The organism is Primorskyibacter sedentarius (assembly GCF_004342065.1).
Taxonomy (GTDB): Bacteria; Pseudomonadota; Alphaproteobacteria; order Rhodobacterales; family Rhodobacteraceae; genus Primorskyibacter; species Primorskyibacter sedentarius.
The window spans coordinates 340,533-354,583 of sequence record NZ_SLZU01000002.1 but is presented as its reverse complement, the minus strand read 5'-3'; the positions used below and the strand labels follow the sequence as shown (position 1 = coordinate 354,583).

The 14,051-nt window shown below is 60.6% G+C and carries 10 protein-coding genes and 1 pseudogene; 4 read left to right on the top strand and 7 right to left on the bottom strand.

Annotated features, from left to right (window positions below):
• The first annotated feature begins 15 nt into the window (after nucleotides 1-15).
• The 3 genes from EDD52_RS05510 to EDD52_RS05500 are packed head-to-tail and all read left to right on the top strand — an operon-like array spanning nucleotide 16 to nucleotide 2,285.
• Nucleotides 16-1,359 (top strand): DUF6638 family protein, encoded by a 1,344-nt coding sequence (locus EDD52_RS05510; RefSeq protein ID WP_132242650.1) that lies wholly within the window; start codon nucleotides 16-18, stop codon nucleotides 1,357-1,359.
• Between the two features lie 3 nt (nucleotides 1,360-1,362).
• Complete coding sequence (locus EDD52_RS05505) at nucleotides 1,363-1,626, top strand: hypothetical protein (protein ID WP_132242648.1); 264 nt, start codon at nucleotides 1,363-1,365, stop codon at nucleotides 1,624-1,626.
• A gap of 14 nt (nucleotides 1,627-1,640) precedes the next feature.
• Nucleotides 1,641-2,285, top strand: a complete 645-nt coding sequence (locus EDD52_RS05500; protein WP_132242647.1) for a DUF1523 family protein — start codon at nucleotides 1,641-1,643, stop codon at nucleotides 2,283-2,285.
• 65 nt (nucleotides 2,286-2,350) lie between these two features.
• Here the strand turns inward: EDD52_RS05500 and EDD52_RS05495 are convergent, their stop codons facing one another.
• A complete protein-coding gene (locus tag EDD52_RS05495; protein WP_132242645.1) occupies nucleotides 2,351-3,487 on the bottom strand; it encodes a citrate synthase in 1,137 nt (378 codons plus the stop codon).
• Between the two features lie 33 nt (nucleotides 3,488-3,520).
• Here EDD52_RS05495 and EDD52_RS05490 point away from each other — a divergent pair, with 33 nt between their 5' ends.
• Nucleotides 3,521-4,375: a phosphate acyltransferase gene (locus EDD52_RS05490; protein WP_132242643.1), complete on the top strand. Its 855-nt coding sequence runs from the start codon at nucleotides 3,521-3,523 to the stop codon at nucleotides 4,373-4,375.
• A 76-nt stretch (nucleotides 4,376-4,451) separates the two neighbouring features.
• Here EDD52_RS05490 and xsc read toward each other — a convergent pair whose 3' ends face one another.
• The 6 genes and pseudogenes from xsc to glgC all read right to left on the bottom strand — a co-directional run bounded on the left by xsc (nucleotide 4,452) and on the right by glgC (nucleotide 14,049).
• Nucleotides 4,452-6,230, bottom strand: coding sequence for a sulfoacetaldehyde acetyltransferase (gene xsc, locus EDD52_RS05485; protein ID WP_132242641.1), 1,779 nt, complete (start codon nucleotides 6,228-6,230; stop codon nucleotides 4,452-4,454).
• Between the two features lie 198 nt (nucleotides 6,231-6,428).
• Complete coding sequence (locus EDD52_RS05480) at nucleotides 6,429-7,274, bottom strand: capsular polysaccharide export protein, LipB/KpsS family (protein ID WP_207905971.1); 846 nt, start codon at nucleotides 7,272-7,274, stop codon at nucleotides 6,429-6,431.
• 257 nt (nucleotides 7,275-7,531) lie between these two features.
• Complete coding sequence (locus EDD52_RS05475) at nucleotides 7,532-9,163, bottom strand: alpha-D-glucose phosphate-specific phosphoglucomutase (RefSeq protein ID WP_132242974.1); 1,632 nt, start codon at nucleotides 9,161-9,163, stop codon at nucleotides 7,532-7,534.
• Nucleotides 9,164-9,190: 27 nt separating this feature from the next.
• Nucleotides 9,191-11,290 (bottom strand): annotated as a pseudogene (glgX, locus tag EDD52_RS05470) (glycogen debranching protein GlgX); the annotation flags it as partial.
• A 32-nt stretch (nucleotides 11,291-11,322) separates the two neighbouring features.
• Complete coding sequence (glgA, locus tag EDD52_RS05465; protein WP_165907468.1) at nucleotides 11,323-12,750, bottom strand: glycogen synthase GlgA; 1,428 nt, start codon at nucleotides 12,748-12,750, stop codon at nucleotides 11,323-11,325.
• A gap of 27 nt (nucleotides 12,751-12,777) precedes the next feature.
• On the bottom strand, nucleotides 12,778-14,049 hold the full coding sequence (gene glgC, locus EDD52_RS05460; protein WP_132242635.1) for a glucose-1-phosphate adenylyltransferase: 1,272 nt from the start codon (nucleotides 14,047-14,049) through the stop codon (nucleotides 12,778-12,780).
• Nucleotides 14,050-14,051: the final 2 nt, after the last annotated feature.

Here is a 14,051-nt window from a genome sequence, read left to right as displayed (position 1 = left end):
CAACAGGAGACCGCCATGAAACGCCTGATCGAAAAGGGGCTGATGTTCGGTAACCTGATCCATGTCGACTCGCCCGCGCTGGTAGAGCGCTACAATCGCGCGCTGGTGCATCTGACCGGCAAGAAGACCGCGCTGGCGGATTTTCACATCGACATTTCGGGCTATTCGCCCGAGGTGGGCGACGAGCTTGGCGACCATCTCTACCTCAACCACAACGGGGTGAACCGGCAGTTCATCCTGCTGAGCACCTCGCAAAAGACCGCACCCCTGCTCAACGCAAAATTCTCGACCTGTCGCGGCATCCTGCGGCAATTCATCGAGGAAAACGAGGCGCAGCTTTTTGCGCTATGCGCCCGCGACGCGGTGGGCGGCGAGCTGGTGAACTCTGTCCATGACGTCGAGGACCCGCGCCGCCTGTTCGACATTCGCAAGATCCGGATCGAGGCGGACACGACAAAAGGCACTGTGCATGACGCTGAACGGCTGGCGCAGATGGTGAACCGGTTCAAGACCGAACAGGACGCCTGGTTCGATGACGTGCTGATCGCCGAAATGATCGGTGTTGCGAAACGTACGGGCGATGTTGTGCGCAACCCCGTCCGGCTGAAGGATATGGAGTTTCAGCAAGACAATTTCTGGACAGCCCATTTCGGCGGTGTCTACATCTTTCGCGGTGTGGAGCATCCGGCGGCGATTTGCGCGGGCGACAAGACGCAGCTGGGCGATGTGCCGATCAAATACGTCTTTGATATGTCAGAGCGGAACCGCATCGCGAAATTCCTGGACCTCAACGGGTTGGTAGAGCCGATCACCAAGGCGCGTGGCATCGACGCCGCAGCGATCCTGCGCCAGAAGATGGACTTCATCGTGGTGGATGCGGCGCAAGACGCAGGCATGGACCTGACCGGCGCCACGCGGCGCGACATCCGCATACTTGCGCGCAGCCATGCCTCCCGTCTGCCCGAGGAATGGCACGGGCTGAACGCGCTGGCCTCCTGGGCCGAGGGGCTTGGCGACTGGCCGCGCATCAGTTCCCAGCATCCGGCCTATTTCCTGACATTGCGCGCCGCCGACCACGCCGACCGGGACCTTGTGAACATGCTGTTGGCAGAGCTTGCCCCGATGGACATCCGCCAGCTTTTCATCTGTCACAAGCAGCTGTTCTACAGGCTTTACGCCAGCTGGACCGACACCAAGAAGTCCTACGTTGTCGATTTCCTTGATCGCGAGTATCAGGTGGACAAGGCAGGCGCGCGGGATGCGCTGTTCGGGCATCGTGACGCGCCCATGGAAGAACCCGCGCCGCCGCGCGACGATATTGTGACACGAGTTGGCCCCTGGGGCGCTGTTGGGAGGTAAGACATGCTGGGATTGGCCCGTTTTCTGATTATCGGATTTGTCATCCTGACGGCCATCTATATCGGTGTGTCGTTTTATTCCCGGTCGGTCCGCCGCAGCAAGCTTGAACACCAATGGCACGAAGAGGGCATGACCGGAGACAAGGACAGTTTTGTCCGCGACGGTCTGAAGGACTATGACAGCTCGCTGCGGCGCAAGCTGATCCTGGCAGTCTATGTCATTCCGGTGGTCATCGTCGGGACGATCATCTATGTCGTGAACCACTGAAGGGAGTGCCGGTTATGGGCTATGTGAAGTGGGTATTCTGGGGAACGTTCTGGCTGCTGATCGCGGCCTTCTTTCACTATACGCTGCCGCAGCACGACGTCGTCCGCATCGTGAACACCTACGAAGAACGGCAGGATCTGGGTGACTGGACGCGGATCTTCTGGTCCGTTCCCGATGATCAGGCCGAATCTCTGGTGAACCGCGATGTGCAGTTCATTCAGGCGGTGCGCCCGAACGGCGACCCGGCAGTGTACCGCAACGAGGATACCGGCTGGCGCTGGCCGCCCTATTTCAAGTTCGACACGGCAAACCTGTATACCGAGGCGAATGATGCCATTTCAACGCGCGACAATCCGCGTTGGGTATCGATCACCCATTACGGATGGCGAAGCAGGCAATTGTCGATCTTCCCCAATGCCGTCGCCATCAAACCCGTCGATGGGCCGGATGTGACCATCATCCCGTGGGTCAGCATCATCATTCTGGTGATCTTCTTCGCCTTCGTCTGGGCGATCTGGGTGCGCTGGCGCAGGTTCCGCCGCGCGCGGATAGATCCGGTGCTGGAAGACATGGGCGACAGCTTTGAAGCTGCGGGCGACCGCGTTGCCGAAAGCCGTGGCCGGTTCCGCCGCTGGCTGGACAGCTGGAAGACAAAGTAGTTCCGGCCGCGCCTGAAGCTGCAAATCTTGGCGCCCTCGGCATTCCGTGCCAAGGGCGACATGGCCTAGCCGCGCTGACCCACTGGGACGTAGGGCCTGACATCCGGGCCGTTGTACAGCGTCAGCGGACGGATGAGGATATTGCTGCGCTGCTGTTCCAGACACTGCACAATCCATCCCGGCATGCGACCAATCGCAAAGATCGGCACGTAAAGGTCCATCGGGATACCATGCAGTTGGTAAATGACGCCCGAATAGAAATCGACATTCACATTCAGCCCGTGTCGCGCATAGGGCTTCATCGCCTCGACGACGCCTTGCAAGATCTCGTACCATTCCGGCGCACCCATTTCTTCGCCCAGTTTGCGCACGCCTTCGCGCATGTGACGCGCACGCGGGTCCTCGGCGCGATAGACACGGTGACCAAAGCCGGTCACGGCCTCGCGGTTGCTGCGCTTGGCTTTGACATAGGCGGCCGCATTTTCGGGGCTGCCGATTTCCTTGACCATCTTCATGACATCTTCGGCCGCGCCGCCATGCGCCGGGCCTGCCAGGGTGCTAAGCGCCGTAACGATGGCGCCATGCAGGTTCGCCTCTGTCCCGACCGTGACACGGGCAGCAAAGGCGCTTGCATTGGCGCCATGTTCGGCATGCAGGATCAGGTCCACATCGGCCAGCCGCGCAGCGTCTTCGGAAGGCTTTTCGCCCTTCAGCATCCAAAGCCAGTTCGCGGCATGCGACAGGTTCGGGTCAGGCGCGACCGGGTCACGACCATTGCGGATCGCCTCATGCGCGGCGATGATCATCGGCACCTGTGCGGTCAGCCTGATGCCATTGCGCAAGAAAGCCTCCTCGCCGGTGGTCTGGCTGTCGTCCTCAAGTGCGGCCAGCGCCGAGACCGCCGTCCGCAGCACGTCCATCGGATGGCCGTCCTTGCACGCAAAGATGATGTCATGGACCTGCGACGGCAGATGACGCGCGGCTTTCAGCTCTGCATCAAATGCGGCCAATTCATCGGCGGTCGGCAATTCGCCATGGATCAGAAGGTAGCACACCTCTTCAAAGGTCGAATGCTCCGCCAGATCGTGGATCGTGTAGCCACGATACAGCAACTCCCCCTTTGCGCCATCGATCAGACTGACGCCGGAACGTTCGAAATAGATGCCCTTAAGGCCCCTGTTGATCTTTACGTCATCAGTCATCAATGTCTCCAGAACTGAAAATGGGGGAGTGTCATGCCGGTCCTTGATACCGCATTCGAATTGGCGCGGGCGCGCCGTGCACGGGTTGTCTTCCCCGAGATTGAAGATCCACGCGTGGCAGAGGCGTGCGACACGCTGCGACGCGAAGGGCTGGCAGAGCCGCTGGCCCCGGCAGACCCCACAGAGGCCCATGTCGAAGCCCTGATCGCGGCGCGCGGCATGAAAGAGGCCATTGCCCGGCGCATGCTGGCCAAGCCGCTGTTTCGGGCCGCTGCCATGGTGGCGGCGGGCGACGCAGATGCCATGGTCGCCGGTGTCGAATTTCCCACCCGCCGGGTGATCGAGGCCGCCAGTATTTGCATCGGCCTTGCAGAGGGTGTCTCGACGCCTTCTTCCTTCTTCGTGATGCTGTTTCCGGACGGGAGGGAGATCATCTTTGCGGATTGCGGCGCGAATGTGGCCCCAGACGCCGAAGAGCTCGCCGATATCGCGCGCGCCTCTGCCGCGTCAGCCCAGGCGTTGATGGGATTTGCGAAGGTTGCCCTTCTGTCCTTCTCGACCGGAACCAGCGGCGCTGGAAACAGCGTCGAGACGGTTCGAACGGCCGCCAATGCGACGGGTTTTCTTGGCCCCATACAGGGCGACGCGGCGCTGAACCCGGCAATCGCGGCACGTAAAGGGGTGGACGGAGGTGATGCCAACGTGTTGATCTTCCCTTCTCTGGATGCCGGCAACATCGCATATAAACTCTGCCAGGAACTGGCGGGCGCACAGGCGCTTGGACCGCATCTGCAAGGCTTCCGACGCCCGGTCTGTGACCTGAGCCGCGGCGCCTCGGCCACAGACATCGTCGCTGCGACAGCTGTGACCATCGCGTTGGACAAGTGACCCCGCCCCGGGCTTGACCCGGGGCCTCGCGCGTCTGTCCAATAGGCCCCGGGTCAAGCCCGGGGCACGACGTCTATCAGACCTTCTGTCGCTTCATGTCCGCAGCGTCGATGCCTGCCACTTCAACGGGTTTCTTCATCGCATCCCGGCGGAAGGGTTCGCCCAGCTCTTGGTTGATCAGCGCCTCGATCAGGGTGGTCTTGCCTTCCTTCATCTGGTCCTTGACCGCCTTGTCCAGCGCGGCGCGCAGCTCGTCCATTGTACGCGCTTGCACGCCCTGCAAACCGCAGGCCTGCGCAATACCGGCATAGCTGACGCCGTCGTCCAGCTCTGTCCCGACAAAATTGTCATCATACCAAAGGGTCGAGTTGCGCTTTTCCGCGCCCCACTGGTAATTGCGGAACACGACCATGGTGATGGCGGGCCATTCGGGCCGCCCGATCGCTGTCAGCTCTGTCACCGCGATCCCAAAGGCACCGTCGCCTGCGAACCCAACGACCGGCACATCCGGACAGGCAATCTTGGCGCCGATCACAGCTGGCAGACCGTATCCGCAGGGCCCGAACAGGCCGGGTGCGAGGTATTTCCGGGGTTCGTCAAACGACGGGTAGGCGTTGCCGATTGCACAGTTATTGCCGATATCGGACGAGATGATCGCATCGCGCGGCAAAGCACTCTGGATCGCACGCCATGCCATGCGGGGGCTCATCCAGTCAGGCTTGTCGGCGCGGGCGCGCTCGTTCCAGCTCGTGCCCGGATCGTCATCCTCATGGTCCATGGAGCTGAGCTGCTGCTGCCATTTGGATTTCGTCTCGGAAATCCTGCTCCTCCGTTCCGCGCGGCCTTCATCGCCAGCCGTTTCGGACAGTTGCGACAGGATCCCACGCGCAACCTTGGCGGCGTCACCTACAATACCGACCGAGATCTTCTTGGTCAGCCCGATCCGGTCAGGGTTGATGTCCACTTGGATGATCTTGGCATTCGCAGGCCAGTATTCCATGCCATAGCCCGGCAATGTTGAAAACGGGTTCAAGCGTGTCCCAAGGCACAGCACCACATCCGCGGCACGGATCAGCTCCATCGCCGCCTTGGACCCGTTATAGCCCAACGGCCCGGCAAAGAGCGGGTGCCCGCCGGGAAAAGCGTCATTGTGCTGGTAACCCACACAGACCGGTGCCTCCAGCCGTTCGGCCAGCTCCATGGACGCGGCAATGCCGCCATCGGAAAGAACCACGCCCGCGCCGTTCAGGATCACCGGGTTCTTTGCACTGTCCAGCAGGGCCGCCGCCTCGGCAACAGATTGCTCCCCCCCGGAGGGCCGTTCAAAATTGATCGGCTCCGGAATCTCGATATCGATCACTTGCGTCCAGTAATCGCGCGGCATGTTGATCTGCGCGGGCGCAGACGCCTGCCACGCCTTGGAAATCACCCGCGTCAACACCTCTGCCACGCGGGACGGATCGCGGACTTCTTCCTGATAGGCGACCATATCCCGGAAGAGCGCCATCTGTTCGACTTCCTGAAAGCCCCCCTGACCGATGGTCTTGTTGGCGGCCTGCGGCGTCACCAGAAGCAGCGGCGTGTGGTTCCAATAGGCCGTTTTCACCGCCGTCACGAAGTTGGTGATACCGGGACCGTTCTGCGCGATCATCATCGACATCTTGCCGGATGCGCGGGTGTAGCCATCCGCCATCATCCCGCCAGAACCTTCATGCGCGCAGTCCCAGAAATTGATGCCCGCCTTGGGGAACAGATCGGAAATCGGCATGAATGCCGATCCGATGATACCGAAAGCGTCTTCAATCCCGTGACGCTGGAGCACCTTCACGAAGGCTTCTTCGACCGTCATTTTCATCCTGGGACTCCTTAAGAGATTGGCGCCGCTGCACAGCGGCGGTTTTCGCGCGGATGCTATAGTTGCAAGAGGCTTCCCGATAGGGCCAGTAAGGCCACTAGGATATAGCCAGTTTAGCGCATCATTAGAACCAGCCAATTCATGCTGCAAGTCCACCTTGGCCCTGATGTTCAAACCGGACAAAACCCGACCCTCCCTTCAGTTTCCCGAGGCCCTGATGCGTCGCATGACTTCGGCCACCCAGATTTCAGGGCTTTGATGGGTATCAATCAACATCTCGCCAAAGAACCATTTCGCATAGCGATGCATGATGTCCTCGGCTGGGGGAGTAGCCTTCATGATTGTCGGCCAAAGATCACTCGGGTTTCGGACGACATCCGCCAGATGATGATAATCTGTTTTTCCGCAGGTGATGACCGGACGGTTCAACAAAATCGCCTCGAGACCTGCGCCGGAATTTGTGCAGACAACCGCCCGCGCGGCCTCGATCATCCTGTGAAGGTGACCATCAACCACGAAGACGCCCTTGTCGGGGTCATGCAGCCCTTTGATGGTCTCGCAATAGTCAGGATGGTCTTTTTGCGCCACCGGATGCAGCTTTATGACGACGGGCAGTTTCGGCTGATCAATCAAGGTCTTCAAAAGCCGCTCCTGTGAAAAGAACGCAAGCTTCAGCACCTGATCTCCGGGCACCTGCAAGGGGACAAGAACGAACTCTTCGGGAAGCTTGGGCGTAGTGTCGGGCTGCGGGTATTTGCTCTTGCCGGGTTGAAGAAACGGCTTCCACAGCTTGTTCAGGAAATACGCACGGGCGGCATCACCATCAATGGCAGCGGGGTCGAACGTGCGCGAGGCGATCTCTGACCAGCCTGAATAGCCTTTCTGATCGACATAGAAAAAGCCGCGCAGATAGGCGTCTTTGACGTTCAGGTTCCGTTTGCGTGTGAAGGACCTGTGATGGTTAAGACAGTAGGTTTCCGGGCCGTAGAACTGCGCCCTGACCGGTTTTTTCGAGACGGTCAAAACGATGTCGGGATCCTTCATCAACGCATCAACGAGGTGGTTGAAGAAACGTTGCCCCTCCAGAAATCGGGACTGTTCCGGCAGATTCCTGACCCACCACGGCAGATGAACGTTGATGTGCAAAAACCCGCGCCCCCTGACACTTGTCTACACTTGCGGCGATGGCGTCACCCTGGCAGGCCAATCTCATCAATTGGGCGGCATTTTCAGCCCGGAAACGGACCCCGCTGCGAACACTGGCGCGAAGGGCCGACAGCACGGCCCTCCGCTTAAGGCCGTCAGGTAATCACATCCGGCGTGTCGCGGCCTGTGCGGCTTTCGATGCCTGCCAATTCCTCGGCCGCGGCGATCATCGGTGCCAGCGCCTTTTGCGGGTCAAGATCGTGCTGGGCGGGATCAGCCTCGTATTTTTCGAGGTACAGCCGGATCGTTGCGCCGACCGTCCCGGTGCCCGAAAGACGCAGCACAATGCGTGATCCGTCCTCCATCACCACACGAATACCCTGTTTCTTTGAAACGGACCCGTCCACCGGGTCGGTATAGGCAAAGTCATCGGCCTCTGCGATGGTCATGCCCTGCACTTGGGTCCCGGGCAGGTCGCCAAGCCTGTCGCGCAGATCGTCCATCAGCTTGCCTGCGATCTCGGCATCAATGGCCTCGTAATCGTGGCGGGAATAGTAATTCCGGCCAAACTCTGCCCAATGGGCCTTGAGGATGTCAGCCACGCTGTCTTTCCGCGCAGCCAGAATGTTGAGCCACAGCAACACGGCCCAAAGCCCGTCTTTCTCGCGCACGTGATCCGACCCGGTGCCAAAGCTTTCCTCGCCGCACAGCGTGGCCTTGCCGGCATCCAGAAGATTGCCGAAGAATTTCCAACCGGTCGGCGTTTCATAGCTGCCGATGCCCAGCTTTTCGGCGACACGATCAGAGGCGGCGGATGTCGGCATGGACCGCGCCACGCCCGCCAGCCCCTTGGCATATCCCGGCGCGAGATGCGCATTGGCCGCCAGCACGGCAAGGCTGTCGGAGGGGCTGACATAGATATTGCGTCCCACAACCATGTTGCGATCCCCGTCACCATCAGAGGCCGCCCCGAAGTCAGGCCCGTCAGGGCTGAACATCTCGTCCATCAACCCTTTGGCCCATACCGGGTTCGGGTCGGGGTGATGCCCGCCGAAATCGGGCAGCGGCTCTCCGTTGATGACGGTCCCTTCGGATGCCCCCAGCGCGCCTTCGAGAAGCGCCTTGGCGTAAGGTCCGGTCACGGCATGCATCGCATCGAACCGCATCCGGAACCCGCCATCGAACATTTCGCGGATGGCTGCGAAGTCGAAAAGGCTCTCCAACAGTTCGGCATAATCTTCGACCGGATCCACGACGCTGACAGTCATATCCCCCAGTGTCTGATCACCGATGGCCCCCAGATTGATGTCGGCAGCATCAAGGATGCGGTATTCTGTCAGCTCCTTGCTGCGGGCAAAGATTGCTTCGGTCACATGCTCGGGCGCGGGGCCCCCGTTGGGGTTGTTGAACTTGACGCCGAAATCCTCGTCCACCCCGCCGGGATTGTGGCTGGCCGACAGGATGATCCCGCCATCGGTCTTGTTCTTCCGGATCAGGTTTGATGCGGCAGGGGTGGAAAGCAGGGCGTTCTGCCCGACAATCACGCGCGCCGCGCCATTCGCCGCGGCCATTTTCAGGATGGTCTGGCTCGCCTCTTGATTGAAGAACCGTCCGTCGCCGCCGACAACCAGAACCTTGCCTGCCACACCGCCAATCCCGTCAAAGATCGACTGAACGAAGGCTTCAAGATAGTCCGGCGCCATGAAGGCGCGCGTCTTCTTGCGAAGACCACTCGTGCCGGGTTTCTGATCCTGAAACGGGGTGATTTGGCAGGTCTTGACTTGCATGGGCTGCGTCCTCGTTTGAGTGTCCACGCCGCAATCGGAAACGGGCATGGAATGGGCAAATAGATGCACTGACGATGCGGCGATACGGTGACGGTTTCCCGCGATCCTGCGCGGCGCCATGTCGGGCGCCGTGGTGTCCAGCACGTGCCACCAGTCGAACCCGTCCGCCTCGGGCAGGGCCAGATCCGTCGCCTCGCCACTGTTGAACACGAGGTAAACAGCATCGCGATCGTCGAATTGATCGGCGACATCGGCGCTTGTCCGGATCTCGGCGCAAAGCGTGCGCCATTCCGGGTTGGACCAATCCTCGGATTTGGGAAACGACCCATCCGCACGACGCCAGCCGATGTCGAGCCGGGCATCGGAGTCCCGCGTACGTCCGTGCAGGAAGCGCTTCTGACGCAGCACCGGGTAGGTGCGACGCAATTCGGACAGGCGCTGCACAAAGGCTGTGAGCGCGGTGTCGCCCTCGGCCCAGTTCAGCCAACTGACCTCGTTATCCTGCGCATAGGCATTGTTGTTGCCGCCCTGGCTGTGGCCGATCTCGTCGCCCGCAAGGATCATCGGTGTGCCCTGGCTCAGCATCATCGTGGCCAGCAGGTTGCGCCGCCGCAACGCGCGGGCTGCAATGAGCCCGGGGTCGTCGGAGGGCCCCTCCACGCCGAAATTGTCCGAAATGTTGTGGCCGTGGCCGTCGGCGTTGCCCTCGCCATTGGCGTGGTTGTGCTTCTGGTTGTAGCTGACAAGATCGGTCAGCGTGAACCCATCATGCGAGGTCACGAAATTGACAGAGCTGACGGCCGATCGGCCGGAATGGTCGAATTCATCCGCCGATCCCAGAACCCGTTTCGCCAGATCCGAGGTCTGAAGCCGATCACCGCGCCAATAGTGCCGCACCCCATCGCGGAAACGGTCGTTCAGCTCCAGAAATGGATGCGAGAAAGCCCCCAGCTGATACCCGCCGGGGCCAATATCCCAGGGCTCGCTTACCATTTTCGTGTTGCGCAATATCGGGTCCTGCCGGATGGCCTGCAGCAGCGGGGCGTCCCGGTCGAAATGCCCCTGCATCGTCCGCCCCAGAACGGTTCCCAGATCAAAGCGGAACCCGTCAACGCCCATCACCTCGACCCAATAGCGCAGGCTGTCCAGCACCATCCGCATGACCATCGGATGTGCCGTGTTCAACGTGTTGCCGGTGCCGGTATCGTTGACATAGTAGCGCAGATCGTCGGTCAGCCGATAATAGGATCTGTTGTCGAGCCCGCGGAAGGACAGGGTCGGGCCCAGTTCGTTGCCTTCTGCCGTATGGTTGTAGACCACATCCATCAGCACCTCGATTCCGGCAGCATGGAAGCGTCGCACCATCGCCTGGAATTCCCAGATCTGCCCTTGTGCAAGGTAACGCTGAGAAGGCGCGAAGAAACCGATGGTCTGATAACCCCAGTAGTTCTTCAGTCCACGTTCCACCAGAAAGCGGTCGTTGACAAAGGCATGGGCCGGCATGATCTGGATCGTGGTCACGCCCAGCTTTTGCAGGTGTTCGATCACCGCGTCAGAGGCCAGCCCCATGAACTTGCCGCGATAGGCCGGGGCCACCTGCTCGTTCAGCGCTGTCATGCCCTTGATGTGGGCCTCGTAATGCACCGCTTCATCCCAAGGCACGTTGGGGCGATCATCGGGCGGGGTATCCACCGGGCCGATCACGACGCATTTGGGCATCGCGAAGGCGCTGTCGCGACCGTCATAGCTTAGATCGGCCTTGGGCGATCCGCTGCGATAGCCAAGCGTGGCATCCGACCAGCGCAAATTGCCCCAAATGCGTCTGGCATAGGGATCAAGCAGCAATTTGCACGGGTTGAAGCGATGTCCCGCATGCGGCTCGTAGGGCCCATGCGCGCGCAGACCGTATTTCGTTCCGGGCAACAGCCCGCCGACATGCAGATGCCAGATATCCCCCGTGCGGTGCCGGAACGGCAGGCGGTATCGTTCCTTGCGCCCATCATCAGAGAAGATGCACAGTTCCAGCTTTTCCGCATGCGCAGAAAACACGGCGAAATTTACGCCTTTGCCGTCGAAGGTCGACCCCAGTGGATCAGGGCGGCCTTCGGTCAGGGTATGGTATTTCATGCGGTTTGGAGGGGTCCGAGCCATCGAAACGATCAACCGATCAGGTCTTGATATAATGCGGCGTAGCGGGCCGAGCTTTTGTCCCATCCCACCGGTTGCTGCATCGCGTTCTGCATCATCTTGGTCCAGGCTTGGCGGTCAGCGAAAAGCGTACACAACCGCCGCAGGCAATGCGCAAAGGCCGTGGCATCCGTGGGATGGAAGGTCAGCCCCGTGGCGACCCCCCTGTCCAAAGCGGCGTCATTGGCATGGATCACCGTATCGGCGAGCCCACCCGTTGCAGCAACGACTGGCAACGTGCCAAAGCGCAACCCGTATAGCTGCGTCAGCCCGCAAGGTTCGAACCGCGAGGGGATCAGTACGGCATCGCCGCCCGCGAACATGGCGTGCGACAGCTCTTCGTCATAGCCGATATGCACGCCGATCTTGCCGGGATATTCATTGGCCAAACCGCTATACGCGGCCTCAAGTCCGGCATCGCCACTGCCCAGAACCGCAAGCGACCCGCCATGCGCGATGAAATCCGGCAACAGACCGGGCAGAAGGTCCAGCCCCTTCTGGCCCGTCAACCGGCTGACCACGATGGCAAGCGGGCCATCGGTCTGGGTCAATCCGAACCGGTCGCGCAGGGCAGAGGAGGCCGCGGCCTTCTTCTTCAGCGTCTTTGCTGAATACGGATTGGCGCAGGTCTCGGGGTTCCACATCTCAAGGTCGATGCCATTCAGGATACCATGCAGGTCCCCCGCACGTGCCGCGATCAAACCCTCCAGCCCCATGCCGAATTCCGGCCGCATCAGCTCTGCCGCGTAGGTCGGGCTGACGGTGGTGATGGCATCTGCGTGGACCAACCCGGCCTTGAGGGTGCTGATCTGCCCGTAATATTCCAGATCATCCGCGTGAAACGCGGAAGGTGGCAGACGCAATGACGCCAGACGCTCCGGCGGGGCCAGCCCCTGAAAGGCAATATTGTGTATGGTCATCAACGTCTTGACGCGCTTGTTGCCGACAAAGCGCAGATAGGCAGGCGCCAGACCGGCCTGCCAGTCATGCGCGTGCAAGACATCTGGCATCCAGCCATCTGACAGACCGGACTGCGCAATTTGCGCAGCGGCCCAGCACAGCGCCGCAAAGCGTTCGGGATTGTCCGGCCAGTCATAACCTTCCGGGGACAGGTACGGCCCGCCGTTCCGGTCGAACAAATGCGCGGCGTCCAGCAGCAGGAATTCTACCCCGTCGACCGTGCCGGCAAGCACCCGCGCCGGACCGCCGAAAAGCGCGTCTTCTTTCCACACCTCCCGGGCGTCTTCCAGCCGTGCGGCCAGACCCGGATAGGCAGGCATCAGGACCCGCATTCGGTGACCCAGAGGCACCATCGCCTTGGGCAGGGCGCCGGCAACATCGGCCAGCCCCCCGGTCTTGATCAAGGGCACGCATTCGGACGTGACCGACAGGATATTCAGCGCCATTCTTCCTCTTTCAGCGAAGGATCAGCCCAGTGCGGCCGCCCGCTTTTCCAACATCGATTTGGTCACCAGCACGACGCCCCCTTCGGAAACGCGGAACCACTTCCCATCTTCCTGCGGATCCTCGCCGATTACCAAACCGGCCGGAATTTCAACGCCGTGATCCAGTACCACGTTAGTCAGCCGCGCATTTCGATTGACCTGCGTATAGGGCAGCGCCACCACCTTTTCGAGCGAGGAATACGAATGCGTTCGAACCCCGGTGAACAACAGCGAATTGCGCACTTCCGAACCCGAAACGATACATCCCCCCGAAATCAACGAGGACACCGCGTTGCCGCGCCGGTCTGCCTCATCATGGATGAACTTCGCGGGCGGCGTAATCTCGGAATAGGTCCAGATCGGCCAGGAGTTGTCGTATATGTCCAGCTTTGGCGTGAAATCGGTCAGGTCGATATTGGCCGACCAGAACGCATCAATCGTGCCCACATCGCGCCAGTAAGGCTCTTCCTCCAGCCCGGACTTGATGCAGCTTTCGCTGAACAGATGCGCCATCGCCTTGCCGTTCTTGACGATGTCGGGGATCAGATCATGGCCGAAGTCGTGGCTGGATTTAGAATCCTCTGCATCGCGGATCAGAAGATCGCGCAGGAAATCCCAGTTGAAGACGTAAATCCCCATCGACGCCAGCGAATGCGCGTCATCCCCCGGGATCGTCGGCGGATTGTCGGGTTTTTCCAGAAAGCTGGTGATGCGCCTGCCATCGTCAATGCCCATCACGCCAAAGGCAGACGCCTCGGCCTTGGGGACGGTCAGACAGCCCACGGTGACGTCGGCGCCGGTCTCTACATGCTGGCGCAGCATCACCTCGTAATCCATCTTGTAGATGTGGTCGCCCGCCAGGATGATGACGTATTTGACACCGTAGCTGTCGACGATGTCGATATTCTGCGTCACAGCGTCCGCCGTGCCCAGATACCACTTGTTCTCGGCCACGCGCTGAGATGCGGGCAGGATATCCAGATATTCATTCCGTTCGGCGCGAAAAAAGCTCCATCCCCGCTGCATGTGGCGGATCAGGCTGTGCGCCTTGTACTGCGTGGCAATCGCCATCTTGCGAATGCCGGAATTCAGTGCGTTTGAAAGTGCAAAGTCGATGATACGAGACTTCCCGCCAAAATAGACGGCCGGTTTGGCACGTGTGTCGGTCAGTTCCTTCAACCGACTCCCGCGCCCCCCCGCCAGCACAAAGGCCATGGCTTGCGTAGACAGGCGCCCGGACTGCGGTGTTTGCATGA